The sequence below is a fragment of the Myxococcus sp. CA051A genome (assembly GCF_013336705.1).
Lineage (GTDB): Bacteria > Myxococcota > Myxococcia > Myxococcales > Myxococcaceae > Myxococcus > Myxococcus llanfairpwllgwyngyllgogerychwyrndrobwllllantysiliogogogochensis.
In genome coordinates this window covers 28,748-53,638 of record NZ_JABUMS010000018.1, presented here as the reverse complement: position 1 = coordinate 53,638, position 24,891 = coordinate 28,748, and the positions used below count along the sequence as shown (strand labels likewise).

Here is a 24,891-nt window from a genome sequence, read left to right as displayed (position 1 = left end):
GTCCCGAGTATCCGCCCCCACCTTCCCCGTCGTCCACCCCAACCTGGACGAACGAGCATGAATCATCGACTTCGCATCATTGAGAGTCCTTTCCTGTGCCCCGATATTGGACTCCAGGCAAGCCAATGCCACGGGGCTCAAGGCCCCAGGGAGCACACATGTTGACGGTGATGGGAGCGACCGGGAACACCGGCAAGAAGGTGGTGGAGTTGCTGCTCGCGGCCGGGCAGGACGTCCGAGCATTGGGCCGCTCCGAGAGTCGACTGGCGGAGCTCGCCGCGCGCGGCGCGCAGGTGCTCGTGGGAGACCCGGGCGACGCCGCGTTCCTGGCGAAGGCGTTTGCCGGCGCTGAGGCCGTCTACACGCTGCTGCCGGCGGACCGGGAGTCGCCGGACTACCACGGGGACCAGCGGCGCAAGGGCGAGGCCATTGTCCAGGCCCTCCGGGACAGCGGCGTGCGACACGTCGTCGCCTTGAGCAGCCTGGGCGCGGAGCAACGGGAGGGGACGGGGCTGCTCGCCACGCTCCATGCGCAGGAGGAGCGCCTGAAGACGCTTGCGGACACGAACGTGCTGCTGCTGCGTCCGGTGTCCTTCTTCGAGAACTTCTTCGATGCGCTCGCCGTCATCGAGCACCAGGGCGTCAACGCGGACTCCGTCGAGCCGGACCTCGCCGTTCCGATGATTGCGACCCGGGACATCGCCGACGTCGCGGCGAAGGCGATGCTGCATCGGGACTGGAAGGGCCTCACCATTCGGGAGCTGCTGGGCCCCAGGGACCTCAGCTATCGCGAGGCCACCCACATACTCGGAGCGCGCCTGGGCAAGCCTGGGCTCGAGTATGTCCGGCTCGCCCCCGCGGAGATGACCCAGGCGCTCGTGCAGGCCGGAATGTCAGAGACGTTCGCCGGGCTCTATGTCGAGATGACCCTCGCCTTCAACGAAGGACGCGTCAGGCCTCGTGCGGGGCGGACCGCGCACAACACGACACCGACACGGTTCGAGGACTTCGTGGAAGAGCTCGCGCTCGCCGCCACGACGAAGTGAATGGAGACGGGACGGATGATGGAGACGGTGCTGCGAATCCTGACGTGGGTGTCCGTGCTCGGCTGCGGGCTGATGGCGGGCGTGTTCTTCGCCTTCTCGACGTTCGTGATGAACGGCCTGGCACGGTTGCCCGCGGCGCGGGGCATCGCCGCGATGCAGGCCATCAACGTCTCGGCGGTGTCGGGCCTGTTCATCGCGGCGTTCATCGGCACCGCGCTGACCTGCGCGGGATTGGTGCTGTCCTCGCCAGGCACCTGGAGTGACCCTCACTCGCGAGAGCGGCTCCTGGGAGGCGCCATCTTCCTCGTCGGCTGCTTCGGGGTGACCGCCGCGTTCAACGTGCCGCGCAACGACGCGCTGGCCGCGCTGAACCCGGACAGCGCGGACGCCGCGCTCCACTGGGCACGCTATGTGTCCAGCTGGACCGCGTGGAATCACGTGCGGACGGTGGCGTGCCTCGCGGCGACGGTGCTCCTGACGCGCGCGCTCCGCTGAAGACTCTCGACTCGCGCGCTGGCGACGTGGGAACCCCGCCCCGTCGCCAGCACCGTCAGTCGATCTTCGCCACGCGGCTGCGGTCGCCGAGGAACTCCTCGACACCGTGGGCAATCGCCTTGGCCACGTCCGTCTGGTAGGCGCTGGTGGCCAGGCGCTTCTCCTCGTCCAGGTTGGACAGGAACGCCGTCTCCACGAGGATGGCCGGCATCTTCACGCCGAGCAGCACGTAGAACAGGGCCTCCTTGTGGCCCAGCCCCTTGATGTCCGTGTATTTGGTCGACAGGGACGTCACCAGGCTGCGCTGCACCTGGTTGGCGAGCCGCGAGGACTCCTCGGTGTTCGCCTTCGTCGCCAGGTCCGCCAGGATGAACTGGAGGTCGCTGATGCCCTTCTCGGACGACGCGTTCTCCCGCGCGGCCAGCCGGATGGAGTACCGGTCCGCCGACGTGTTGAGCGTGTACGTCTCGATGCCGCGCAGCTTCCGGCTCGTCGCCGCGTTGCAGTGGACGGAGATGAACAAGTCACCCCGCTCCGTGTTGGCGAACTTCGCGCGGTCCTCCAGGCGGATGAAGCGATCATCCTCTCGCGTCAGGACGACTTCCAACCCGCGCTCGCGCAGCTCGTCCGCCAGCTTGAGGGAGATGGAGAGCGCCACGTCCTTCTCGCGCGTCCCCTCCTTGCCGATGGCGCCCGTGTCGTGACCGCCGTGTCCCGGATCAATGACCACGCGCCGCACCTTGAGGCCCAGCTGCTCCGCCAACGTCAGCTCCGCCCGGCGCGACTGCTTCGCCACCGCCTTGAGCCGCGCCTGCGCGACCTCGTCATCCACGGGACGGGTAATGGGCTTGGGCGGCTCGACCACCGCGGCGGCGGCGACCTCGATGCTCTTCGGCGCCACCTCGGCCTTCGGCTTCTCCGCGACGGTCGACATGGCCTGGACGGGCTCGGCCTCCGGGCGACGCTCCTGCGGACGCGGCGTGGAGACCTTCGACGAGGCCACCTCGACCGGAGCCACCACGGGCTTCGACGCCACGGCGACAGCGGGGGCCTTGGAGGACTGCTCCTTCGCGGCCAGCGCGGCGGCGACGGCTTCATCCAGCCCCTTGCCCTCACCGGACGACTCACCGCCCACGGGAGTGCTGGGGTCCAGGCGGGGAATCATCGGGGACGGCTCGCGGGCCAGCTTCTCGATGGCACCCACCAGCGCGGACGCCGGGCGCTCCGAAGGCGTCTCCACCCGAGCGACCGCCGTGGCCTTCTCCTCCTGCACGGGCGTCTTGTTCGGCGCCGGCGTGGCGGGCTTGCCGCGCGACGGAGCGGGAGCGACGGGAGCGCCCTTGGGCGTCGGCAACGAAGCCAGCAGCGTCTTCATCTCCTTCGCCTGGTCGCCCTTGCTGTTGATGGCGAGCATGTCCGCCAGGACGCGGCGCGCGTCCTCGGGCCGGTCCATCCGGTGGACGTGGATGCGTGCCAGCGCCAGCGCGGCGTCGTCCGCCAGCCGGTGCTTGGGGTAGTCGCGGCTCAGCTTGTCGTAGTCGGCGATGGCCGACTTCAGGTCCTCTTCGACGAAGGAGATGCGGCTGAGTTCCTGGAGCAGCTCGCCCGCGGTGAAGAGGGCGTCGGGCGCGCGCTCGGACTTGGGGTGGCTCTTCGCCACCGCCTCGAACTTGTGCACCACGTTGAGCCAGTGGTGGCGCAGCTTGCGCCGGGCCGCGTCGTCCTTCAGCGCGTAGTACGCGCGGCGAGCCCCCTGGTACGCGGCCTCCGCCTCATCCCGCTTCGCGGCCCCCACCGTGCCCGGGACGAGCAACAGCAGCATGGGCAGCGCGAGCAAAAGGCGTGGGCACATGAAGAACCTCCGGCGAACTGGGAGCTACAGGCGTGTGTCACACGGCCCCACGTCACCGGCAAATTTTCGGCCCTACCCGTCAGCTCAGCGCAGCCAGCCGAGCACGCCCGCCAGGTCCTGGTCGATGACCCGCGCCCAGCCGGGCTCCCGAGGCACCACCGCCGCGAGCACCTTCGTCCCGTTGCGCACCGGCGCCCGGCCCGGACGCACCCGCGCGCGGACCTCTAATTTGACGTCCTGCCGGAAGTAGTGGGCGGGGAAGACCACCTCGCCCCGAGCCTCCGGAAAGGGCGCATCCGGCGTGAGCCACACCAGCGCGCCCAGTCGCAGCGGCTCCACTTCCGAGCGCACCAGTCGCCGGGCCTCGCGGGTGAACATGGCCGCCGCCCCGAGCGCGCCCAGCCCCAGCCCAAACGGCAGCCACCCCATGCGGGAGGCACGGGTCCGCGCGAAGCCGGCTTCACGGGGACGGCCCGGCGCGGCCGGGTCCACCAGCAGCTTCACCACCGCGCCATGGCCCAGCCCCTCCGCGTACTCCGCGAAGGTGCGGACGTCCGACACGGAGTGCTCCACGTTCTGGAAGGTGTAGAGGACCTCGAGCAGGCCCTCGGCGCCGTCGCGCTTGTCCGTCGGGGGGAGCCGCGTGGCGACCAGCACCCCGTCCACTTCCTCCGCCCGCGCGTTGAAGCCGTGCTCCTCCACGAAGAAGCGGCCCGCCCAGGTGGCCCCGGCGCCGAGCAACGCCATGAAGGCCAGCCCGAGCACGGCATCTCGCGCGAGACGACCCACCGCGCCGGGAACCTGCGTCAGTCGCACCTTTCGAGGTGCATGAGGAATGGCCAGCTGCATTGGGCCGACAGCCTACACGTGATCCGCGTATCCGCGCGCTACTCGCCTCGGGCGCGCTTCTGGGCCTCCCCCACCATGTGGAAGATGCTGTTGGTACCGGTCTTGTAGTCCTGGCTCAACGTCGAGTGGCGCTTGAGCTGACGCAACTCATCCGCCTTGCCAGGCACCGTGGCGGGGGGATTCTTGTACTCCCCACACAGGCTGCCCCACACACGCCGGAAGTTGCCCTCGGCGACGAGGGTGATGCGCAGGCCCAGCGAGGCGCTCTCCTTGGACGGAAGGGTCACCTTGAAGACGTCCTTTTCGGGCGTCTGGATGGTGACCTCCGAGCCCTTCACCTTCGCCTCGATCTCCGCGTCCTCGCAATCCAGCTTCGAGCCGTACTGGACCCCTTTGGCGTCGACGGAGATGAGACATTCCGACTTCAAATGCCAGAAGCCCACGGCTTCGAGCCGAGGCTCCGTCGCGCCCTCCGGCTGGGAGACCAACACCTGCACCTGGCTGCGCGAGCGTGAGAAGAAATAGAGGGCCGGCTCCTTGAGGTCGAGAGAGCCGCCGCCCAGCATGGTGAGGCGCAGCGCGGGGGTGAGTTCACACGTCGCCTCCGGTGTGGCGGGGGTGAGTTCCTTGCGTTGCGCGAGCGCGGCCGACGAGACACAGACGCAGAGCAACGCCAGCAGACCAGAGACACGATTCACGGAGACTCCCCGGCGGAAAAGCGGTGATTCTCGCGACGCCGCCGTGGGCCCGTCAATGAGGGAGGACGCTCGTCAGCCCTGTTCCCCCGGGCGAACCCAGATGCCGCGGAAGCGCTTGCGCGCGGGGTCCTTGAGCTTCTTGCACGCCACGCCGTCGAGCGGCCTCGAGCCATCGTCACTGAGCAGCAGAATCTCCTCCGCGTCCTCGGGTGTGAAGAAGGCCTCCGGGTTGAAGCCCGCCAGGTCCACGTCGCTCGCCAGGACGGGCGCATCGTCTCCGCCAGCCCAGGTGAACAGGTGCGAGGTGCCCCCGCCATCCGTGCCCCCGCTGATGATGAGATAGCGCCCGCGCCACCAGGACATGGAGCGGACGCCCATTCCTCCCAGGTCCACCAGCCGAGGCTCACCCACGCGCGCGGAGGCGCCCTCCAGCACCATCTCCTTCGGATTGAGGAGCGGAACGAGCAGCGCCTTGCCTTGTGGCACGGGACTGCGGAAGCCGATGAGGATGGACGCGCCGTCAGCCATCGCCGTCATGCCCTCGATGTTGAGCCCACCTGGAGCCTTGGGGGCCAGGCCCTCGGCGTCCGCGAGCCGGAACGCGCCGAGCTGCGGCGCCGCGAGCAGGTCATCCAGCAGTTGCGTGTAGGGACGGCCCACGAGCTGGGGCAGGCCTTCCTTCTCCTCGGTGGCGAAGAAGCGCAGGCGGCTGGGCGCCTTCTTCCCGGAGCTGTTGCGGCCGTGGGACGTGAGCCAGAAGGAGTACGAGCCCAGGCCCGTGGCGGCCTCGATGTCCGCCTCCGGGGCCTTCTTCTTGTGGGCCGGCAGCTCCAACTCCGGTGACAGGTCCACGCTGCGCACCGGGGCGCCGCCGCGCCGGGCGTCATAGACGCGGAGGACGTTGTCCTCGTCGTCGCCCACCACGAACAACGAGCCACCCAGCGCCACCGCGCCCGATGCGTCGCACATGCCCTCGAACACGAGCACGTCGCGCCCTGAACCACCCTCGGCCGGAACGCTCTCCGGCCCTGCCTGGACGCCCCGGGCCGCGCAGCCCGCGATACCGATTCCGATGATGATGGAGGCCAGCCTCATAGACCCCCAGATCTCGTCACGCCTCCCGCATCCGGGAAGCCCCCCTGCTCTCGATGTGGGCCGCGAGACAGCCCTGAATGCCAACAAGGCCAAGCACCAGAAAGGCTCGATTTTACAGGAAGTCCAACTTTGCATTGTCAGGTTTTGATAGCTTGTCTTCATGAAGCGTCGAAACGCATCCGCCGCCCCCGCGGAGGTCGTCATCCTTCGCCCGTCCTCAGCCCTCTTTTCGACCCCTCACGTGGGACGCCTCACGGGCATGTCGGAGGAGGGCCTTCCGCTGGTGGACTTCGAGGGGAATCCCTCCGGCCCGGTGCCCGCTCGCGGGCGCGAGCACGACACACCTGGAGGAGGTGGCGCCTCAGACGGAGGTCCTCCTCACCTTCGAGGGAGGACTGCCCGGCCGCCCCATCCTCATGGGACTCCTGGAGCCGAGGAAGAACCTCCTGCGCTCGGTGGAAGCCAAGGTCCCCGCGCTGCCTGTCTCCGCCAGCGTGGATGGCCAGCGCATCGTCCTCGAAGGCCAGGACGAAATCTTGCTGCTCTGCGGCGAGGCCAGCATCACCCTGCGTCGGAATGGACGTGTCGTCATCCGAGGCACCCAGATTGAATCGCACGCGTCAGGCGTCCAGCGCATCAAGGGTGCCGCGGTGAAGGTGAATTGATGGCGGCTCCACGCCGATGCCCCGTCATGTGGGACATCATGGAGGAACACCTGGAGGAGGCTGCCTTTCTCGCGAGTCAATGGCAGCGGGCCCGCCATTCTCCTGACTATCGCTTGCACGAAGTGGCGCAGGGGCCCGAGGCCCGTTTGATGGCCCATCTGGACGGGCTGGCGTGCGCGGGCCCGGAAGCCCCCGAGCGACTCTTCATTCCCTGGCTGGAGAGCACCCGGCCCGAGGAGGTCTTCGTCGCGGCCCTCGCGCTGATGGCGACGGGCGCGCCGCTGGACTGGCTCCTCCCATTCTTCTCGGAGGCGCCAGGTCCGCGACAGACAGCCCTCTTCAAGGCGCTGCGCCTGGCACCCACCGCCGAGGTCTCGAAATTCCTGCGACGTCGTGAGCTTCAAGCGACACCAGGACTCCAGGCCGCGGCGGTGGGCCTCCTGAGTCTTCGTGGCGAAGCGCTGGGGGCCGAGGCCTTGTTGCCACTGCTGCGCAGCGAGTCCGCCGAAATCCAGACAGCGGCCCTGAGAGCGCTCCGTGAAGACCTTCCAGCGGCGCGCCCCCTGCTGGAATCAGCCCTCGGCGCGCAAAGCTCCGACGTGCGCATCGCCGCCGGTGAGACGGCGTTGGCCCTGGGATATCCCGCCGCGCTCCAGGCCCTCCGCAAGCCCGTCGCGAGCACGGCGCCCGAAGCCGCGCGGGTCCTCGCGGTGCTCGCGGCGGCGGGTCACGCCGAGGACGTGTCCCGGATGGCCGCCGCGCTGGACGTGCCCGCCTTGGAGTCAGCGGCCCTGTGGGCGCTGGGTCACTCCGGCTGGCGTCACGCCGCGGAGCTCTGTCTGGAGGCCATGAAGCACGACAGGACCGCTCGCCTCGCGGGCGAAGCCTTCTCTCGCGTGACGGGGCTGCGGCTGGAAGGCGACTTCGCACGGCCCGCCAAGGACGACGAGGAGAACGGCCTCCCGCCCCTCGAGGAGGACGACCTGGACGCGGACCTCGTCCCTTCCCCTGAAGCCACCCTGCCCCTCCCGGACGCGGCCGCCGTCGCCCGGTGGTGGGTGAAGGAGAAGGACCGCTTCTCCCCGAAGACGCGCTACCTGCGGGGCCAGCCCCTTTCCCCCGAGGTCGCGTGGAAGGCCCTCTCCACCGAGCCCATGCGCGGGCGCGAACAGCTCGCGCTCGACCTGGCGGTCCAGACCCAGGGCGCCGTGCGCTTCGACACGCGGACGTGGGCGAACCGGCAGACCGCGACCCTGGCCACGGGCCTGACAGCCGCCAGGATGGGCCGCCCGCGACTCACGACGCGATGAGCATGCCAGCCAGGGGAACACCGCCATGCTGCAACTCGAGAACACCACCCCCTTCGCGTCGGCGCTCTACCTGTTTCCAGACGAGAAGGGCGTGGACACGCTGTACGTGGTCCTCAAGGCGACCTTCGCCATGACCTCCAGTGGGCTCCACGTCGCCGAGACACAGCAGGCCGTCGCGCACGTGGACGAGCACTGGGGCCCTCCCGGAGAGACCAGCCTCAAGTACTCGGGCGAATCACACCTCATGAAGCGCGGCACGGACGTCGTCCTCGTCGGAGACGCCCACGCACCCAAGGGACGTCCGGCGTCGGACTTTGGCCTGTCCATGTCGGTGGGTACTCTCAAGAAGCTGGTGCAGGTCCACGGAGACAGGACCTGGAAGGCGGGCCTGCTGGGCGCATCAGCGACGACGCCCATTCCGACGACGCGGGTGCCCCTGACATGGGAGCGCGCCTACGGAGGCCGTCACCAGACGGGCCCTCACGGCTTCCTCGCGGAGATGCGAAACCCGGTGGGCGTGGGCTTTCGGGGACAGCGCGCCGTCAAGGAGATGAACGGCACGCCGCTGCCCAACCTCACGCACCCCGGCTTCCCCCTCACCAGCCTGTCCGACAAGACACCGCCACACGGCGTGGGTTTCGTCGCTCCGTCCTGGCAGCCGCGCATGGGGTTCGCGGGGACGTATGACGAAGCCTGGAAGAAGCATCGCGCGCCCTATCTCCCGCGAGACTTCGACACGCGTTTCTTCCAGGCCGCCCCCGAGGGACAGATCTACCCGACCTGGCTGAAGGGCGGCGAGCCCGTGGAGCTCATCAACGCGGCGCCCGAAGGCGTGCAGCGCTTCCATGTGCCCGAGGTGGACCTGGAAGCCTCCGTGCGCATCGCCGGCAAGGAGGAGAAGCCGCGCCTCCACATCGAGACCCTGCTCCTGGAGCCAGACCAGCACCGCTTCTCGTTGACGTGGCGCGGATGCGTTCCTTGCGACAAGCGCGCCTTGAAGGTCGAGCAGGTGACGCTCGCGGTGAAGCGCATGACGGGGGCGCGCTCGTGAGCGGCGCCATGCCTGGCGTGGAGGTCGTGGGGCTGGGAGCCACCACCCCGGTGGGGCTCGATGTGCCCACCACGGCGACGTCCGTCCGCGCGGGGCTCGTGCGGTTCGCGGAGGCGGGCCTCTTGAACCGTGCCCATGAACGGCAGGTGGTGTCGTTCCTCGCCGAGCACTACCTGCCGCCCCTGGAGGTCGACGGGACGCGCCTCTCCAACACCTGGATTCGCCTGTTGCGCCTGTCCACGTACGCGCTCGCCGAGGCCTGCGCGGGGCTCACGGGTGCGGCGCCCCTGCTCCTGGCCCTCCCCGAGGACCGGTGGGGGATTCAGCTCCCCTCCTCACGGGTGATGATGGAGCAGCTCGCCCGGCAATCGGGAGTGCGGCTCGATGTCGCCAGCAGCCGGGTGTACAGGCACGGCGGAGCGGGCGGCCTCCTGGCCCTGCGCGACGCGATGCGACTGCTGTCCACGGGACAGGCCTCCACCGTCATCGTCGGTGGGCTGGACACCTTCAACCATCCCCGGAGGCTGGCCGTGCTGGACTCGGAGGACAGACTGCGCCCCCGGGGCACGGACGGCTTCATTCCGGGAGAAGCCGCGAGCTTCCTGCTCCTGTCGACTCCTGGTGGCGCGCGACGCTCCGGCCTCGAGCCCGTGGCCCGCATCACCCACGTGGGAGTCGGCGCGGAGCAGGGGCACCGCTACTCCGAGGAGCCCTATCTTGGAGACGGTCTGGCCCACGCGGTTCAAGCGCTCTTCGCGGGGATGCCGGGCAACGCGCCCAAGGTGCAGTGCGTGTTCGCGGGCTTCAATGGCGAGAGCCTGCCCAGCAAGGAATGGGGCGTGGCCTACCTGCGAAACGCGGAGCGCTTCCAGGAGGCACATCGCATCGAACATCCCGCGGACTGCGTGGGCGACGCCGGCGCGGCGTTGGGACCTCTGATGCTGGTGCTCGCCGCGGAGCGCCTGCGCGCCGGGCACGTGAAGGGCCCCACCCTGGTCTGGAGCACCTCCGACCTTGAGGGCCGTGCGGCGGCGCTCCTGCAGCCCACCTGAACTGGAACTTGGAAGGAGGAGGACCATGGAGATCGGTGAAGAAGTGGCCGTCTCGGAATTCGTCTCGGAGGAGGTGCACAACGAGAAGACCTGCCCCTGGCACGAGCAAGGCGACGCGCACTCCCAGAAGATGTTGCTGCAGAACCCCGATGATGACGCCGTGGGAGGAATGGCGGCGACGGACGGCGGCGTGCTGGGCAGGAAGATGAAGGCAGCCAAGAACCTCGAGCCCGCAGCGGACAAGGTCTCCCTGCTGTTCAAGAAGGGGGAGGTCGTGACCTATGGAACGGTCAAACGCCCGAAGCTGATTCAGACCTACGCGGAGGACAAGGAGGAGGAGGAATACCCCCTCCAGTACGCACCCCATCACCTCATCCCGGGAAACGAGTCGCTCAAGGGGTCCTCCGTCGTTCCTTTCATGGGAGACGACAACTGCATCGCGGACTACCTCCCTGACAAGGGAGGGCCAGCCATGTCGAGCTACATCAAGAAGGGATATTCCATTGGCTACGACGTCAACGCCGCCGAGAATGGGGAATGGTTACCAAGCCCCTACGCTCTCTCCAACTGCAACGAATGGCCCGCGGACCTGGGACTCAAATACCTCAAGAAGCGCAAGGATGACGTGTTGGGCGAAGAGACAGAAGCATTCAAACCCGCCTACGTCGCGGCCGCCATCGAAGCCTCCGGTGGCAGGCAGTTCCACATGCGTCACAAACCATACTCGGACAAGGCAAGAGCGATTCTTCAGTCGATTGGCGAGCGCCTGGCGGTGATGGCCACCGAGTCGTGCTCCATCGCGATGGAGAGCAAGGCTGAGAACGAGGACAGGTTCGCGCCGCCCTTGGGACTCACCGCACGCCTGAATTCGCTCTCCGAGAGCCTCCGCGGACTCCTGACGAAGTCCGTCTGGCGCCCCCCACTTTATACGGACTCCCTCACTCAAGACTATGCGGATGAAATGGTAGGCATCGGGAAGTTCACCAGGTCCAAGGCCAAGGGCAGCGTCACCAGGATTCTCTGAGCCGTCACGATGCAAGCGATCCCGAAATATTACATTCTCGAGTCGAGCAGCCACGACATGATGCTCATCTATCCCGTGCCAAACCTGAGTCTTCGAGACCGATGGTGGGCCGGCAAACCCTTCCAGCGTCCGCCCTCACAACTCATCGTCGTCGGAATCATCCCTGGCAATGAGCAGGGAGAACTGCTGGACTACTTCAATACGGCCAACCTCATGAGCAATGCGTTCCATGCGGCGCTGCTCGAGGCAGGTGTGGACAGCCTCGACGTCTATGACGCCGTCATCCAGAGCGAGGATGGAACCGTCGTCCACCGGGGCTACAAGGTCTTCAATGTCATCGGGCTGGTGAGGGCCGCGAACCTCGCGGAGACCGTCTTCCACACTCCTGACAGCTCCCGCCTGATCGACGCGAGCATCGACCACCTGGCCATTGATGGTGACAAGCCCCGTGGCCTCAAGCTGTTTCGGCTCGCGGAGAACGTCAGCGCGGTCCTCGTCCACGAGGACGTCAAGCGCGTGCTGGAGTCAAAGGCCTTCCCCCATCTCCGCTTCCTGGAACCCCACGAATTCGTGAGCGCCTGACGGCTTACGACACTCGCGCCCCTTCGAGAAAGGACCTTTCCGTGCCCACCTTCGTCAACGGTCGAGGCGTCACCCATGGTGGAAGCAAGGGACAGAGCATCGTCCTGCCAGACGTCTGCAAGACCCCGTCTCCCGCCGGCCCGGTCCCCATCCCCTACCCGAACGTGGGTCGCTCCGCGGACGCGGCGGATGGCCCCAAGACAGTCACCATCGAAGGGCACATGCCCATGGTGAAGGGGGCCACCTACAGCGTCTCGTCAGGCAACGAGGCCGGCACCGCGGGCGGCGGCGTGGCCAGCAGCGCCACCAAGGGGCCTTGCGAGTTCATGATGTACTCCTTCGACGTGAAGTTCGAAGGCAAGAACGTGTGCCGCCTGGGCGACCCGCTCTTTCACAACAAGAAGAACATCATGGGCTGACCGCGCGTCGCTCAGCCCTCCAGTTCGCGCTGGAGCTTCGCCAGCAGGTTGAGCGCGTCCAGCGGCGTCAGCGTGTTGACGGACACCGCCTTGAGCGTCTCCAGCGCCTGCTGGTGCGAGGCAGGCAGCGCCGGGGCGGCCGGGGCTACGGGCGCCGGCTCTCCGAAGAGTCCGAGCTGCGCCGTGGACACCGCGCGCTTCGGGTTCTGCCGCACCGCCACTCGGGGACGTCCCGCCTCGTCCAGTTCGCCTGACTCCAGGTTCTGGAGCAGCTCCCGCGCCCGCCCCACGACCTCCGAGGGCAGGCCCGCGAGCTTCGCCACTTCGATGCCGTAGGAGCGGCTGGCCCCGCCGGGAATCAGCTTGCGCAGGAAGATGACCTTGCCGCCCTGCTCCTTCACGGCGATGCACAGGTTCTTCACCCGGGTCCGCTCGCGCGCCAGGTCCACCAGCTCGTGGTAGTGCGTGGCGAACAGCGTGCGCGCGCTCACGTGGTCATGCAGGTGCTCCGCCACCGCCCACGCAATCGAGAGCCCGTCGAACGTCGACGTCCCGCGTCCAATCTCATCCAGGATGATGAGGCTCTTGCGCGTGGCGTGGTGGAGGATGTGGCTGGTCTCCGTCATCTCCACCATGAAGGTGGACTGACCGCGCGCCAGGTTGTCCGCCGCGCCCACGCGCGTGAAAATCCGATCACACAGGCCGATGCGCGCCGCCTTCGCGGGGACGAACGAGCCTGCCTGCGCCATCAGCGCCGTGAGCGCCACCTGCCGCATCACCGTGCTCTTGCCGGCCATGTTCGGACCGGTGATGACCAACAGCTGCGCGTCCTCCGGGTCCATCCGCACGTCGTTGGGAACGAAGGACTCCCCCGCCCCCAGCATCCGCTCCACCACCGGATGCCGCCCGGCGGTGATGCTCAGCACCTCCGACGCGTCGACCTCCGGCCGCGTATAGCCATACTCGGAAGCACACCGCGCGAAGGACAGCAGCGCGTCCGCCGCCGCCACCGCCTCCGCCGCGGAACGGATGCGCGGCGCCGCCGACGCGACCTTCGCGCGAAGCTCCTCGAACAGCTGGAGCTCCAGCGCGCACCGCTTCTCCTCCGCGGTGAGCACCAGCTCCTCGTGCTCCTTCAGCTCCGGGGTGACGAAGCGCTCCGCCCCCACCGTGGTCTGCTTGCGGATGTAGTCCGCCGGCACCAGGTGCAGGTTCGACTTCGTCACCTCCAGGTAGTACCCGAAGACCTTGTTGTAGCGGATCTTCAGCGAGCCGATGCCGGTCCGCTCCTTCTCGCGCTGTTCGATCTTCAGCAGGATGTCCTTGCCGGACGTGGACAGCTCCACCAGCTTGTCCAGCTCCGCGTGGTAGCCCTGGCGGATGAGGCCGCCTTCCTTCAACACCACGGGAGGCTCGTCCACCACCGCGCGCGCCAGCAGGTCCGCCAGCTCCGGCAGCGCCGTCAGCGGCCCCGCGAGCGACTGGAGCAGCGCCGTCTGGCACCGAGCCAGGGCCTTGCCCAGCCGGGGAAGCTGCGCCAGCGACAATCCCAGCGCGCGCAAGTCTCGGGCGTTGCCCGCGCCCAGCGACAGCCGGCCCGTCAGCCGCTCCAGGTCCGCCACTTCCTTGAGGATGCCGGTCAGCTCCTCGCGCCACACGCTGCGCGCGGACAGCTCCTCCACCGCGTCCAGCCGCGCGTGGATCTCCGGCAGCGAGCCCAGGGGCGAGGCCAGCCAGCGCGCCAGCTTGCGCGCCCCCATGCTCGTCACCGTCCTATCCAACACGCCGAGCAGCGAGCCCTTGCGCCCCCCATCCCGCTGCGAGCGCAGCACCTCCAGGTTGGCGCGCGAGGACTCGTCCATCAGCAGGCTGCCGGAGCGCTCCTGGCGGCTGAGCCGGTCCACGTGGGCCGCGGGCGTCTTCTGCGTGTCCTTCAGGTAGCGCAGCGCCGCGCCCGCGGCGCTCGTGGCCAGGGGCGAGTCATCCAGGCCAAAGGCGGACAGCGACTGCACCGCGAAGTGCGTGCGCAGGAACCCCGCCGCGCGCGTGGGCTCGAACGCCGCGGCCTCGCTCTCCGCGATGGCGGGCATGCGAGGCAGCCGCGCGCACAGCTGCGCCACCTCCGCCGAGTCACGCTGCCCGCCAGGCACCAGCAGCTCCCGGGGCTCCACGCGCGACAGCGACTCCGCCAGCTCCGCCGCCGACGCCGCCTCCATGGCGAGGAACTCACCGGTGGACGCCTCCAGCAGCGCCCCCCCCCACCCGCGCTCGCTCCAGCACACGGCGGCCAGGAAGTTGCTGTCCCGAGGCTCCAGCACCTCCTCGTCCAGCACCATGCCGGGGGTGATGACCCGCGTCACCTCGCGGCGGACGATGCCGGGCCCGGTGCCGGCCTCCTCCACCTGCTCGCAGATGGCGACCTTCAGGCCCTCGCCAATGAGGCGCGCGATGTAGCGGCGCGACGAGTGGTAGGGGATGCCGCACATGGGCACCTTGTCGGCGCCCTTGGCCCTGGCGGTGAGGGTGATCTGGAGGATCTCCGAGGCCCGCACGGCGTCCTCGAAGAACATCTCGTAGAAGTCCCCGAGCCGGAAGAAGAGCACCGAGTCCGGGTGCAGCGCCTTCACCTCGAGGTACTGGCGCATCATCGGCGTCAGGGACGCGATCTCCCTCGCGCCCGAGCCGTCGCTCGCCTTCTCCCCTTCCGAGCCGACGTCCGGCGTCGGGTCCACGGGAAGCTCCACTGCTGCTGCCTTGGCTGCCTTCAACTGCTGCGTCACGGCCATCCCCGCCCTTCTCTCATGCCCCCGCCCCGTGGATCAACGAACGGCTCACCCTACCCGCCGAGTTCCCTAGCACGCATGGGTGACATTTCGGCGGGCCCTCGTCCGAAAACGGGTGCGCCCACGGGAAGGCGCGGGCATCTTGCCCCCCACCATGGAGACACCTTCGACCACGCCCTCTCCCCGGACCCGCGCACCGGCGCCCGTGCCCGCGCTCTTCCGGGTGGCCATCGCCCCACTCCAGGCCTTCTTCCGCCTCCAGGCCAGCAGCGGCATCCTCCTGGCACTGTGCTCGGTGGTCGCCATGGTGTGGGCCAACTCCCCGTGGGCCTCGTCCTACGTCGGCTTGTTCGACGCCCGCCTGGAGCTCGGGGTGGCGGGCACCCATGCGTCCTTCACCTTTCAGCAGCTCATCAACGACGGATTGATGACGCTGTTCTTCTTCCTCGTGGGCATGGAGGTGAAGCGCGAGCTGAGCGCGGGGGAGCTGCGCACGATGTCTCGCGCGATGTTGCCGCTCATCGCCGCGCTGGGCGGCATGGTGGTGCCCGCCGCGCTCTACGTCGCCATCAACGCGGGAACCCCGGCCATGGCGGGCTGGGCCATCCCCATGGCCACGGACATCGCGTTCGCCATCGGCTGCCTCACCCTGGTGAAGGCGCGCGTGGGACATGGGCTCATCGTCTTCCTCACGGCGCTCGCCATCTTCGACGACATTGGCGGCATCCTCGTCATCGCCCTGTTCTACGGCACGGGACTGCACGTCGAGTGGCTGCTCGCCGCCGCCGCGGTGGTTGCCCTGCTGATGGCGCTCAACCGCTTCTATGTCCGCAACGGCATCGTCTGGCTGCTGGGCGGCGTGGCGCTCTGGTACACGATGCACCATGGCGGCATCCACGCCACGCTGGCCGGCGTGGTGGTGGGCCTGTGCATCCCCTCGCGCCCCACCCGACCGGGCCGGAACGTGCTGGAGGAGCTCTCCACGTACATCCGCGATTGCACCCAGAACGCCGAGGATGAGTCGATGCGGAGCGCGCAGTTGCTCTACATCGAGGACCGGCTGGAGGAGCTGGAGCCGCCGCTCAACCGCTTCGAGCACCTGTGGCACGGGTGGGTGGCGTACGGCATCGTCCCGCTGTTCGCGCTGGCCAACTCGGGCATCTCCCTGGAGGGTATGGGGTGGAAGGACCTGCTCGCGCCCCTGCCGCTCGGCATCATCGCGGGCCTCTTCGTGGGCAAGCAGGTGGGCATCTTCCTCTTCACCCTGGCGGCGGTGAAGCTGCGGGTCTCCACCTTGCCTGGAGGCGCGGGACTCGGGCAGCTCCACGGCGTGTCGGTGGTGGCGGGCATCGGCTTCACGGTGGCCCTGTTCGTCGCGGGGCTGGCCTTCGCGGGGCAGCCAGACCTGTTGAACGAGGCCAAGCTGGGCATCCTCGTCGGCTCACTGCTGTCCGCGGTGGTGGGCTATGTCCTGTTGCGCTTCGTGGCGAAGCCGGTGGCACAGGCATAACGTCGTACCGTCGCAGCAAGGAGATAGAACCTCCCGTGATTCTCCAGGACCTCAACCGTGTGCGGCAGATCACCGTCATCGCGGCGCGGCATGGCTTTGGCGAGGTGCTCGAGCGCGCGGGCCTGTGGCGCATCCTGGGTCGCCAGGAGAAGGTGGAGGTCTCTCCCGAGGCCCAGCGCGCCTCCACCGCGCGCCGCTTCCGGATGTTGCTGAACGATTTGGGCCCCACCTTCGTGAAGCTGGGCCAGGTGTTGTCCACGCGCGCGGACCTGCTGCCGGCCGAGTTCGTCGAGGAGCTGGCCCTGCTCCAGGACAACGTGGAGCCGATTCCCCTGGAGCAGGTGCTCTCCCAGATTCGCGAGTCGCTGGGCAAGGAAGCCAGCGAGCTGTTCAAGCAGATCGACGAGACGCCGCTGGCGGCGGCGTCCATTGCCCAGGTGCACCGCGCGGTGACGCTGGAGGGAGAGGAAGTCGTGGTGAAGGTGCAGCGGCCGGGCATCGCCGCGAGCATCGACTCCGACCTCGGGGTGCTGCGCAGCCTGGCGCGGCTGCTGGAGGCCGTGGTGGAGGAGACGGGCATCTACACGCCCACGGGCATCGTCGACGAGTTCGACCGGGCCATCCACGAGGAGCTGGATTTCATCAACGAGGCGACGAACGTCCGCGCGTTCCTGGAGAACCACCGGGAGCGGACCTATCTCAAGATTCCGCGCGTGTACGCGTCCCTCTCCAGCCGCACGGTGCTGACGCTGGAGTTCATCCGGGGCGTGAAGATTGCTCCGGAGACGCTGGCCGAGGAGGACCGGAAGGCCATTGCCCAGAACATCCTGGAGGCGAGCTTCCGGCAGCTGTTCGACGACGGGCTGTTCCACGGCGACCCGCACCCGGGGAACCTCCTGCTCCTGGAGGGCAACCGGCTGGCGCTGCTGGACTTCGGCGTGGTGGGACGGCTGACGCGGCCGATGCAGGAGACGCTGGTGATGTTGTGTCTGGCCGTGGCGCTGAAGGACAGCGACTCGGTGGCGCGCATCCTCTACCGCGTGGGCGTGCCGGACGCGCGAGCCAACCTGGTGGGCTTCCGCAACGACATCGAGAGCATCCTCGGCTCGCACCTGCCCACCACGCTGGGCCAGGTGGATGCGCGCACGCTGCTGCGGGACTTGCTGGACCTGGCGGTGAAGTACCGCATCCGGATTCCCAAGGAGTACGCGCTGCTCAGCCGCGCCTCCATCTCCACCGAGGGAATGCTGCGCAGCCTCTACCCGGAGATGAACATCATCGAGGTGGCGCTGCCGTATGCGAAGGAGCTGCTGGCGGGGCGGTATGACCCGACGCAGCTGCAGGGCGGGCTGATGCGCACGCTCCTGCGGCTGCAGTCGATGGCTCAGGACCTGCCCACGCAGCTGTCGCAGATTCTTCTCGACATGGAGTCCGGCAAGTTCACCGTGACGGTGCGCGCGGACCAGTTCGAGAAGCTGAACGAGAACCTGCGCAGCGCGGCGGTGATTGCCTTCATGGGGCTGTGCGCGTGTGGCTTCATCGTGGGCGCGTTCATCTCCTTCGCGCCGAAGCCGTGGATGTATGGGAACATCCCGGTGCTCGGCGCGGTGGGCATCGCCCTGGCGGCGGGCCTCTTCGGCGCGGCCATCACCTGGTACCTGTTCGGCGGGCGCGGACTGGGCAAGGTGCGGTTGAGCCGGTTCTTGAAGAAGCAGCCCAGGAAGTAGCGCCGAGTGGCATTGCACGCCCTTTGGAGGGCGCCGGCACTCACCGCGTTGACCTCCGCTTCAGCACTGCGGGATGGTTGACGCCAAACGGGGAGGAACGTGCGCGCCCAGGACTCGAAGAACGGTGCTCGAATTGTCCACCCCTCCACTGCGAGTCCAAACGACCGTGACACCTCTGCACCCCAAAGAAGCACCGACGATTGCGTACCAAGCCTTCATGTACGGCTACCCGCTGGCTGGTTTCCAGATCATCGATGCATGCACCCATAACGTTGACTCCGCGACCCTAAACCCAATGCCGTTCACTTTAGGGAAGGCCGCGACGTAGGGGCCTGCGGGAGCGTGCTCGACGGACCGAGCGGGGACGCTTCCGAGGGCAGCTGCTCATCTTGAATTTCACCGCACGGGGACACCGTCTGTGGCTTCGCCGCAGCGGAAGGATGAAGCGTTCTACCTCTTCTCGCAGACGTCGCGGATGTTTGGGAATCGCTCCAGGGCGCGCGCCGGCCAGCCACAGCCACTCGTCGCGGATGAGACGCAGGGCCATGACGAAGCTGATTCAGGCACCGCAAGGAGGGCCTGACGCGAGCACGACGGAGGCTCAAGGCTCGCCGAGCGCATCCACCGCCAGGGGGAGCCATCCCCCAGTGAGAGGTCTCAAGAAATCTTGGGGCGGAGCAAGCTGGAGCTCCAGACTGAATAGATTCAGCGCCTGCACCGTCACTGCGGATCTCGAAGGGGCTCCATGGACCGGAACGTGGTCATAGAGTCAGCTCCCTGGCATCAACTCCACAGGAGGATGGGTCATGTTGGGATTGAAGTGTCGTGACTGGAGTCCATCACCGACGGCTCGCGTGCTGACCGCAGTCTCGTGGGGGCGTCATCAGGCGCGACTGCGACTGCTGCCTCTCCTTGTCGCGTCAAGCCCGCTGGCGGGGCTTGCCCAGACGCCGCCGACCATGGCTGCTGGCACGGGCGGCGGGGATGCGGGAACGGGCGCTGTCGTGGCGGCACCACCGAAGCCCTGGGGCTGTCCCCTGGAGCAGCAAGTCACGGTGTTGCCCAAGGCGTTGAAGAAGCAGCTGGGCGCCGCGACGCGGTCTGCCGAGGTGAAGAAGCTTCTCGAACCACTTCACCTCGAAACCAGGTGGGACATGTACTCCTCATGCGATGCGGACGACCCTGCATCCGTGGTGCTCGATGTCTTCCGTGCCCGCATCGTGTCTGCGGAAACTGAGGATGTCGTTCTCCAGGCTCGGGGAACGATGTGCGGCCAGGAGCAGTTCATCGCTGGAGCAGTGCTCCATCCTCTCGCGGAGAAGAACGCCTATTGTTCCATCAACATGCCGTTCTTGCCAGGAAAGCCAGAGTCGTCGATATCTTATGCGCCCACCAAGATTGTCTTTGCGTTCGAGAACCTCACCGACCCCGTGCGAAAGGTCATCAGGGTCGAGTTGGTAGCTTGTCCTCGTTTCTGCACCTCCGAGTTCTCCTACTGGGAGGCCCAGGACGGTTCCCTGAAGAAGATCTTCGGCATCGAGTGGGGTAGCGGCAGTGACTTTTCTGGTAGCACGAACTCCAACGTGAGCGTCAGCGCGGAGGGCAAGGAGTTCCCGCGAAAGCTCCGGGTGAAAGAGTCGGTCGAGAGCTGCGGGTCAACGGTCACGCTGCCGTCAGGAGAGATTGCGCATAGCTCGGCATGCGATGAGGCCTCGAGCGAGGCGATCTATTGCTATCAGCGCAATGAGCCTCAACTGACTGGCACATTCAACGAGTGTGGAAGAAGCTCCCCTGACGATTGAGGGCCTCAAGCGGCGCGTGAAATCCGGCCAAAGAGGAGCGGACCTGCTTGGATCCTCCAGCCCACGGATGACGAGAGCGGTTCCGACCGGGAGAGGTTGGGCTGCGGGTGGGGCTACAACCTCTACGAACAGTTCGGAAACGGCAGGTCGGGGTTCTCTCCGACGCGTGTTCAGCTGGGGTGAGGCGAGGTGAGGTGAGGCCTCGTGACGTCATGACGTCCGGTGTCTGGGAGCGGAGGCGTGGGCCTCCGCTCCCGGTGACCGCGCCGCATGGGTGCTGGACTACCGCAAGCGAAGGACGTTGGCCGGGAATTGCCCCATCATGTTTCCCGGAGGGCTATACAAACAAGCCATGGCCGTATAGCCATCTTTCGTCGCAACGCCACACCCCAGCTTTGTGCTGCTCTTCCAGACCACCGCCGTGAAGTGGCCGGTGTTCATGGAGAAACCAGGCTTCGTGAAGTCGTAATACCTGACTTCATCGTACCACATCTTGACACCCATGGCTGTGAAGTCGCCCGGGGACCACGAACCCGCGCCACCACTCAGGTTTTCACCCGCACCGTTCTTGAAAGGACATGTGTGGTCTATCGTCTTTTTCGCCGCATAGTAGTTCGCGCACTTCTCCGCGCTGGCAATCAGGGTGGCATCCGACTTCAAGGCGGGGCTGCCATGCTTCGCGCGGTACTGATTGTGGAGGGAGAGCGCGGCGTTCTGGTAGGGCTGTTGGCCGAATGCGTTGGCAACGACGAGAGGCTGTAGGATGAGCAAGCTGAACAAGGCTTGATGGTGACGCATGGCCTTTGACCCCTTCTGCGAATCGGGAATCCGCTATTTGACGTAGCACTGGCCTTGCCTGCAAGCGCCATACTGTGGCTTGGGGGGCGGCGTCACAATCATATATCTGACGCAGAATGAGCCATCCGGGAGATGGGTGCGCACATTCATATCGTTCGCGCATTCGCACTGGACATTGTCGCACTTCTCCACATCGACCACGGTCATATCAGGAATGACTTTTCTGGCGGAGGTCCTGTGTTGTCTCTGGCATGCCGCATGGCATGCGGGCATGGCTCCTTGCGCCCACCGGGGGTCATAGTCGCCACTGCCCGTTGCAGGGGGCGGGCTTGCCTTGGCCTTTGTCTCCGTGGCTTGAGGGGGCTTCTTTTGTTGCGGGCTCTTGCTGGGGGCTTTGGGGGCTTGTTGTGGAGCGGGGGGCGCTTGAGGGGTACTCGGCGCCGCCATCACAAGGGATGACAGCGCGAGTATCGATATGATTGCGAACGGCATGAATTTGCGGGCCATGTTGGTTTCCGATCGAGATGAAACTACAGGTATCGGCCACTTCCATGCCCGGTTCTTTTCAGGTCACGGTCCCCAGACCGGCCCGCTCGGCGTGACGGTCATCACCTGGACGCCAGCGCGCAGCGGCGACTGGGTGACCGCGCCCGTGGCGGCGAAGCCGAAGCTTCCGCCTGTACTCACGATTCCCTTCTCGAAGGTGACCACCGCGCTCCCCCGAGTTGGATGGACCAGCGTCACCGTGTACGCGGTGGACGTCTCGTTGAGCGTGAGCTGAAGGTTCGCACCACTGGCCGCATCCCTGGCCTGCACCACATGCAGGAAGTGGCTGACCACCTGCCCGCTGGTCTCGATTTCCCCACGGAACTGGCCGACGGGATACGGGTAGGTGCCGTTGGGGCGCACCGGACCGCGCTCGTCCACGATTCGCCGCGTCGGAGTGGCCGGAACCAGGGTGCTGACCCTCACCGACTGACCGCCACTGTTCGCCGACCATGTGTTGCCCGTGAGCACCGGGTTCTCCGGGAAGTGGATGACGAAGGTCTTGTCGACCGCGGCGTTGTCGCTCGCGCTCTCCAGCCGGTCGAACACAATCAAGGTGTCGAGCGGACGGACGAACAGCGTCTCCCGCACCACCCTGCCCGCGTACGGGTTGCCGACCTCGGCCTCGCGGTGGGCCCACTCGTCGTTCAAGTCGTACACACCGGTCAGGTCGACCGCGGCGTAGTTGACCACCGGCGTCGAGTGGAGCCGCAGCATCTGGGGCACGTGATGGTAGTAGCCGACCGTGCCCATCCCCTCGAACAGGAGGGTGTTGTGCGCGACGGGCGATTCGACGTCGACCGCGCCACCCCCGGCGTAGCCGACAATCGAGTTGGCGTAGCCGACTGTCTCCCGGGTCAGGAACTCGCCGGCCCGCCACAGTTGGAAGTTGCCGGCGTCACGGTGGGCATGGCCCGCGTTGGCCGTCATGCCGAACTGCAGGTTGATCATGGTCGCATCGGGCGCCCACGCCGTCTTCGCGTACACCATGCCCAGGCCAGGCGCGTGGTAGTCGAGCGGCAGCTCCGCGAGGTCCCTCGACGGCACCGCCGCCACGGTGGCGCTGTAGACATATCGAATCAGACGGTCGTCAATCGGGTGACCGGTGAGTTCGAGGAAGCGCTTGGCATAGCCGGCGATCGGCTGGGCTGACCACTCCTCGATGAGTGGGGCGAAGTAGCTGCCCAGCAGCGTCTGCGCGGTGTTGCTGGAGTCCCACCGGGTCAACCAGCGCTCGTCATCGTTGTACGGGAAGGTCTCGAACAGCTGGAACTGTCCCATCCGGCTGCGCCCCGGCGTGGTCGAGTAGATGGACCAGAAGACCGACTCCATGAAGTAGTTCGTCTGGTTCCACATGTCGTGCCCATACAGGCCGAGCGTGGTGAACGGCACCGTCATGTAGCCGAACGTCCGGCGGCCGTACGTCGAACCCTCGTGCGGCGCGCCGCCAGCGGCCGGGCCGTCCAGGTAGGGCCGGAGCGAGAAGTCCCAGCGCGAGCTCATCGCGTACTGCAGGAGGTTGTTGGCGTACGGCTGGTTCTCATGCCAGCTGGCAATCGCCCACAGGAGCGAGTTGCGGAAGTAGCCCGTGTAGTAGTTGTTGCCCTCCATGCCGATGCCGCCCCACGGGTTGTCGTTGAGCGCCTCGATCGCGAGGTTCCAGCGCGCAATCAAGGTCGTGCGCTCCGCCGGCAACAGGTGCGCGAAGCACCAGTCATAGGTGAGGATCACCGCCTCGCCGTACCAACGGGCCGGATCGCTCGACACCGTGTTCTCGCTGATGGGGATTTCGGTCTGCACCGCCCAGGTGATCGCGGAACGACACGACGCCGGAGTGCCGGTGATGAGCGAATGCATCGCCGCGTCGATGGCCTGCTCGGGGCCTTGCACGTTCGCCACCGGGGTGTACGGGTGCTGCGCGAAGTACGCCTGGGCGCGGGCCAGCCGGGACGCGGTGAACCAGACGCGAGGGTGCGCCACGGGAATGGCGAGGACTACCGGAGGCCCGTTGGCGATGGTGAGCGTGATGGGCGCGGAGGTCGTGAGGTTGCCGGCGCGATCCCGCGCCACCGCCGTCACCGGGAAGGTGCCATCGCCCACCTGCGTGGTGGTGACGTTGATCCAATACGGATAGCTGAGGTCCTCGCGGCCCACATTCTGGCCGTTCACCCTCAACTGCACGCCGGCGATCCTCACGTTGTCGTAGGCGTCGATCTTGATCTGGATGGTGCCGCCCACTGTCACGCCACTCGCGGGCGAGACGATCTGCACCTCGGGAGGAATGGTATCGGGCGGAGGCGCGCTCACGGTAATTGCGACCGGCGCCGAGCTGGCGACGTTGCCAGCGGCGTCGCGCGCCACCGCAGTCAACTGCCGAAGCCCATAGGGCTGGAGCGTCTCGGTGTCGAGCGTCACCGACCAGGGGGCGGCCACGTCCGCTTCACCGACCTGGGTGCCATCCAGCTCGACATGCACCCGGGTGACGCCAATGTCGTCGACCGCGCTCATCCGCACCGTGAAGGGCCCGCTCACCGTCTCACTCGCGACCGGCGCGGTGACCTGAACCTGCGGAGGACCCGTGTCGACGAGCTCGTTGTCGATGGTGATGCGCACGGAGGCCGAGGTGGTGAGGTTGCCAGCGGCATCTCGCGCGTGCGCGGTCAGCACGTGGTCGCCATTGCGGAACAAGCGGGTGTCGAGCTGCGATGAGGCGAGGTTGCGGCCGTCGATGCGCAGTTGCACGTTCGCCACGCCTACGTTGTCGCTCGCGGCCACGGTGATTGCGACCACGCCCTCCACCGTCGCGCCTCCCGCGGGCGAGGTGATTGCCACCGTCGGTGGCGTGGTGTCGCTGTTCGGCACGGGAGGGGTGTACTCGATGGTGAGGATCGGCCGGCGCTCCGGCTGGGTCGCCAGGCTGGTGAACAGCTTGGCCACCTTGCCAACCTTCGAGTTCGCCAGCATCACACCCTGGTTCGTCGAAGGGTCATCGACCCACGACTGCACCACCGCGACATCGAGCGGCACGTTGTGCACGCTCACCGTGCTCGGAAACGTGGTGACCTGGAACGAGGAGCCGGCGACGAGGTCCGTCCCCTGCCCCACCGCGCCCAGCCGGTCCCACGCCAGGTCCTCATCCCGGAACTGCCACCCCAGGTCTCCAGCCACCAGGTTCCAGGGCGCCTGCACATACGAGCCACGAATCGCGAAGTCGTCGGTATAGGTCTCCACGGCGAACCGGAGCGTCGCGCTCTGCACCACGGCCCGTTGCGGCACCCCGAGCTGAGGGAAGCGCAGCAGCGCCTCGACCTCGTAGTCCTCGGTCTGGAACACCCCGAGCAGCGCCTCGTTGCGGTGCGCCGAGCCGTTCTGCGTCATGCCCTGGCTGGTGATCGCCACCGCTTCCGACACGCTCACCGGTGACGTCGCGGCCTGCGACACGGTCCCCACGCGGCTCTCGCGCTCACCCTCCTTCGTACATCCGGTGAGCGCGATTGCGGCCAGCACTCCTGCCCATAAAACAGTCGCACTGCTTATTCTTGAGTTCATGGACTGACGGTTCCTAGCGAATCAATGCCGGGAAGTCC

Annotated in this window: 19 protein-coding genes and 1 pseudogene; 13 read left to right on the top strand and 7 right to left on the bottom strand. The window is 67.2% G+C overall.

The window, feature by feature from the left end; translation table 11 throughout:
* Positions 1–158 precede the first annotated feature (158 nt).
* Together HUA74_RS36685 and HUA74_RS36680 are read left to right on the top strand one after the other, a co-directional pair.
* On the top strand, positions 159–1,046 hold the full coding sequence (locus HUA74_RS36685) for an NAD(P)H-binding protein (protein ID WP_174458305.1): 888 nt from the start codon (positions 159–161) through the stop codon (positions 1,044–1,046).
* 15 nt (positions 1,047–1,061) lie between these two features.
* On the top strand, positions 1,062–1,541 hold the full coding sequence (locus HUA74_RS36680; protein WP_174458304.1) for a DUF1772 domain-containing protein: 480 nt from the start codon (positions 1,062–1,064) through the stop codon (positions 1,539–1,541).
* Between the two features lie 55 nt (positions 1,542–1,596).
* On the opposite strand, the gene HUA74_RS36675 is transcribed toward HUA74_RS36680, so the two are convergent.
* The 4 genes from HUA74_RS36675 to HUA74_RS36660 form a co-directional block, all read right to left on the bottom strand.
* On the bottom strand, positions 1,597–3,393 hold the full coding sequence (locus HUA74_RS36675) for an N-acetylmuramoyl-L-alanine amidase (RefSeq protein WP_174458303.1): 1,797 nt from the start codon (positions 3,391–3,393) through the stop codon (positions 1,597–1,599).
* A gap of 84 nt (positions 3,394–3,477) precedes the next feature.
* The gene (locus HUA74_RS36670) at positions 3,478–4,242 is read right to left on the bottom strand and encodes a DUF3592 domain-containing protein (protein WP_174458302.1); all 765 of its coding nucleotides are present in this window, start codon (positions 4,240–4,242) and stop codon (positions 3,478–3,480) included.
* Positions 4,243–4,280: 38 nt separating this feature from the next.
* On the bottom strand, positions 4,281–4,940 hold the full coding sequence (locus HUA74_RS36665) for a hypothetical protein (protein ID WP_174458301.1): 660 nt from the start codon (positions 4,938–4,940) through the stop codon (positions 4,281–4,283).
* A gap of 72 nt (positions 4,941–5,012) precedes the next feature.
* The gene (locus HUA74_RS36660; RefSeq protein WP_174458300.1) at positions 5,013–6,035 is read right to left on the bottom strand and encodes a DUF3616 domain-containing protein; all 1,023 of its coding nucleotides are present in this window, start codon (positions 6,033–6,035) and stop codon (positions 5,013–5,015) included.
* Positions 6,036–6,195: 160 nt separating this feature from the next.
* Between HUA74_RS36660 and HUA74_RS46945 the strand changes: the two are divergent.
* From HUA74_RS46945 to HUA74_RS36625, 8 genes and pseudogenes are all read left to right on the top strand, one after another.
* Positions 6,196–6,348 (top strand): annotated as a pseudogene (locus tag HUA74_RS46945) (hypothetical protein); the annotation flags it as partial.
* Positions 6,335–6,700, top strand: coding sequence for a DUF6484 domain-containing protein (locus HUA74_RS36655; protein ID WP_371817368.1), 366 nt, complete (start codon positions 6,335–6,337; stop codon positions 6,698–6,700). The pseudogene HUA74_RS46945 and the gene HUA74_RS36655, both read left to right, overlap by 14 nt.
* A 26-nt stretch (positions 6,701–6,726) precedes the next feature.
* The gene (locus HUA74_RS36650; protein WP_174458298.1) at positions 6,727–8,010 is read left to right on the top strand and encodes a TIGR02270 family protein; all 1,284 of its coding nucleotides are present in this window, start codon (positions 6,727–6,729) and stop codon (positions 8,008–8,010) included.
* 25 nt (positions 8,011–8,035) lie between these two features.
* Positions 8,036–9,061, top strand: a complete 1,026-nt coding sequence (locus HUA74_RS36645) for a DUF2169 domain-containing protein (RefSeq protein WP_174458297.1) — start codon at positions 8,036–8,038, stop codon at positions 9,059–9,061.
* Between the two features lie 8 nt (positions 9,062–9,069).
* Positions 9,070–10,113: a beta-ketoacyl synthase N-terminal-like domain-containing protein gene (locus HUA74_RS36640; RefSeq protein WP_174458296.1), complete on the top strand. Its 1,044-nt coding sequence runs from the start codon at positions 9,070–9,072 to the stop codon at positions 10,111–10,113.
* Between the two features lie 25 nt (positions 10,114–10,138).
* Positions 10,139–11,137: a hypothetical protein gene (locus tag HUA74_RS36635; protein WP_141644636.1), complete on the top strand. Its 999-nt coding sequence runs from the start codon at positions 10,139–10,141 to the stop codon at positions 11,135–11,137.
* Between the two features lie 57 nt (positions 11,138–11,194).
* Positions 11,195–11,719: a hypothetical protein gene (locus HUA74_RS36630; protein WP_174458295.1), complete on the top strand. Its 525-nt coding sequence runs from the start codon at positions 11,195–11,197 to the stop codon at positions 11,717–11,719.
* Positions 11,720–11,760: 41 nt separating this feature from the next.
* On the top strand, positions 11,761–12,138 hold the full coding sequence (locus HUA74_RS36625) for a DUF4150 domain-containing protein (RefSeq protein WP_174458294.1): 378 nt from the start codon (positions 11,761–11,763) through the stop codon (positions 12,136–12,138).
* A gap of 11 nt (positions 12,139–12,149) precedes the next feature.
* Here the strand turns inward: HUA74_RS36625 and mutS are convergent, their stop codons facing one another.
* The gene (mutS, locus tag HUA74_RS36620; RefSeq protein ID WP_174458293.1) at positions 12,150–14,924 is read right to left on the bottom strand and encodes a DNA mismatch repair protein MutS; all 2,775 of its coding nucleotides are present in this window, start codon (positions 14,922–14,924) and stop codon (positions 12,150–12,152) included.
* Positions 14,925–15,075: 151 nt separating this feature from the next.
* Between mutS and nhaA the strand changes: the two genes are divergently transcribed.
* The 3 genes from nhaA (at position 15,076) to HUA74_RS36605 (ending at position 19,960) form a co-directional block, all read left to right on the top strand.
* Positions 15,076–16,431 carry a Na+/H+ antiporter NhaA gene (gene nhaA, locus HUA74_RS36615; RefSeq protein ID WP_174458292.1) on the top strand — a complete coding sequence of 452 codons (1,356 nt, stop codon included), beginning with the start codon at positions 15,076–15,078 and terminating at the stop codon, positions 16,429–16,431.
* A gap of 35 nt (positions 16,432–16,466) precedes the next feature.
* Entirely contained in the window at positions 16,467–18,158 is a 1,692-nt protein-coding gene (locus tag HUA74_RS36610; protein ID WP_141646792.1) for an AarF/ABC1/UbiB kinase family protein, read from the top strand.
* A gap of 806 nt (positions 18,159–18,964) precedes the next feature.
* Positions 18,965–19,960: a hypothetical protein gene (locus HUA74_RS36605; protein ID WP_174458291.1), complete on the top strand. Its 996-nt coding sequence runs from the start codon at positions 18,965–18,967 to the stop codon at positions 19,958–19,960.
* Between the two features lie 282 nt (positions 19,961–20,242).
* Here the strand turns inward: HUA74_RS36605 and HUA74_RS36600 are convergent, their stop codons facing one another.
* Together HUA74_RS36600 and HUA74_RS36595 are read right to left on the bottom strand one after the other, a co-directional pair.
* Positions 20,243–20,758, bottom strand: coding sequence for a CAP family protein (locus tag HUA74_RS36600; protein ID WP_174458290.1), 516 nt, complete (start codon positions 20,756–20,758; stop codon positions 20,243–20,245).
* Positions 20,759–21,328: 570 nt separating this feature from the next.
* Complete coding sequence (locus tag HUA74_RS36595) at positions 21,329–24,754, bottom strand: Ig-like domain-containing protein (RefSeq protein ID WP_371817364.1); 3,426 nt, start codon at positions 24,752–24,754, stop codon at positions 21,329–21,331.
* Positions 24,755–24,891: the final 137 nt, after the last annotated feature.

What these genes read in the sequence shown, in the direction of transcription:
- HUA74_RS36685 (WP_174458305.1), top strand. Translation starts at nt 159, where the DNA reads ATGTTGACGGTGATGGGAGCGACCGGGAACACCGGCAAGAAGGTGGTG.
- HUA74_RS36680 (WP_174458304.1), top strand. Translation starts at nt 1,062, where the DNA reads ATGATGGAGACGGTGCTGCGAATCCTGACGTGGGTGTCCGTGCTCGGC.
- HUA74_RS36675 (WP_174458303.1), bottom strand. Translation starts at nt 3,393, where the DNA reads ATGTGCCCACGCCTTTTGCTCGCGCTGCCCATGCTGCTGTTGCTCGTC.
- HUA74_RS36670 (WP_174458302.1), bottom strand. Translation starts at nt 4,242, where the DNA reads ATGCAGCTGGCCATTCCTCATGCACCTCGAAAGGTGCGACTGACGCAG.
- HUA74_RS36660 (WP_174458300.1), bottom strand. Translation starts at nt 6,035, where the DNA reads ATGAGGCTGGCCTCCATCATCATCGGAATCGGTATCGCGGGCTGCGCG.
- HUA74_RS36650 (WP_174458298.1), top strand. Translation starts at nt 6,727, where the DNA reads ATGTGGGACATCATGGAGGAACACCTGGAGGAGGCTGCCTTTCTCGCG.
- HUA74_RS36645 (WP_174458297.1), top strand. Translation starts at nt 8,036, where the DNA reads ATGCTGCAACTCGAGAACACCACCCCCTTCGCGTCGGCGCTCTACCTG.
- HUA74_RS36640 (WP_174458296.1), top strand. Translation starts at nt 9,070, where the DNA reads ATGCCTGGCGTGGAGGTCGTGGGGCTGGGAGCCACCACCCCGGTGGGG.
- HUA74_RS36635 (WP_141644636.1), top strand. Translation starts at nt 10,139, where the DNA reads ATGGAGATCGGTGAAGAAGTGGCCGTCTCGGAATTCGTCTCGGAGGAG.
- HUA74_RS36630 (WP_174458295.1), top strand. Translation starts at nt 11,195, where the DNA reads ATGATGCTCATCTATCCCGTGCCAAACCTGAGTCTTCGAGACCGATGG.
- mutS (WP_174458293.1), bottom strand. Translation starts at nt 14,924, where the DNA reads ATGGCCGTGACGCAGCAGTTGAAGGCAGCCAAGGCAGCAGCAGTGGAG.
- nhaA (WP_174458292.1), top strand. Translation starts at nt 15,076, where the DNA reads ATGGAGACACCTTCGACCACGCCCTCTCCCCGGACCCGCGCACCGGCG.
- HUA74_RS36605 (WP_174458291.1), top strand. Translation starts at nt 18,965, where the DNA reads ATGTTGGGATTGAAGTGTCGTGACTGGAGTCCATCACCGACGGCTCGC.
- HUA74_RS36600 (WP_174458290.1), bottom strand. Translation starts at nt 20,758, where the DNA reads ATGCGTCACCATCAAGCCTTGTTCAGCTTGCTCATCCTACAGCCTCTC.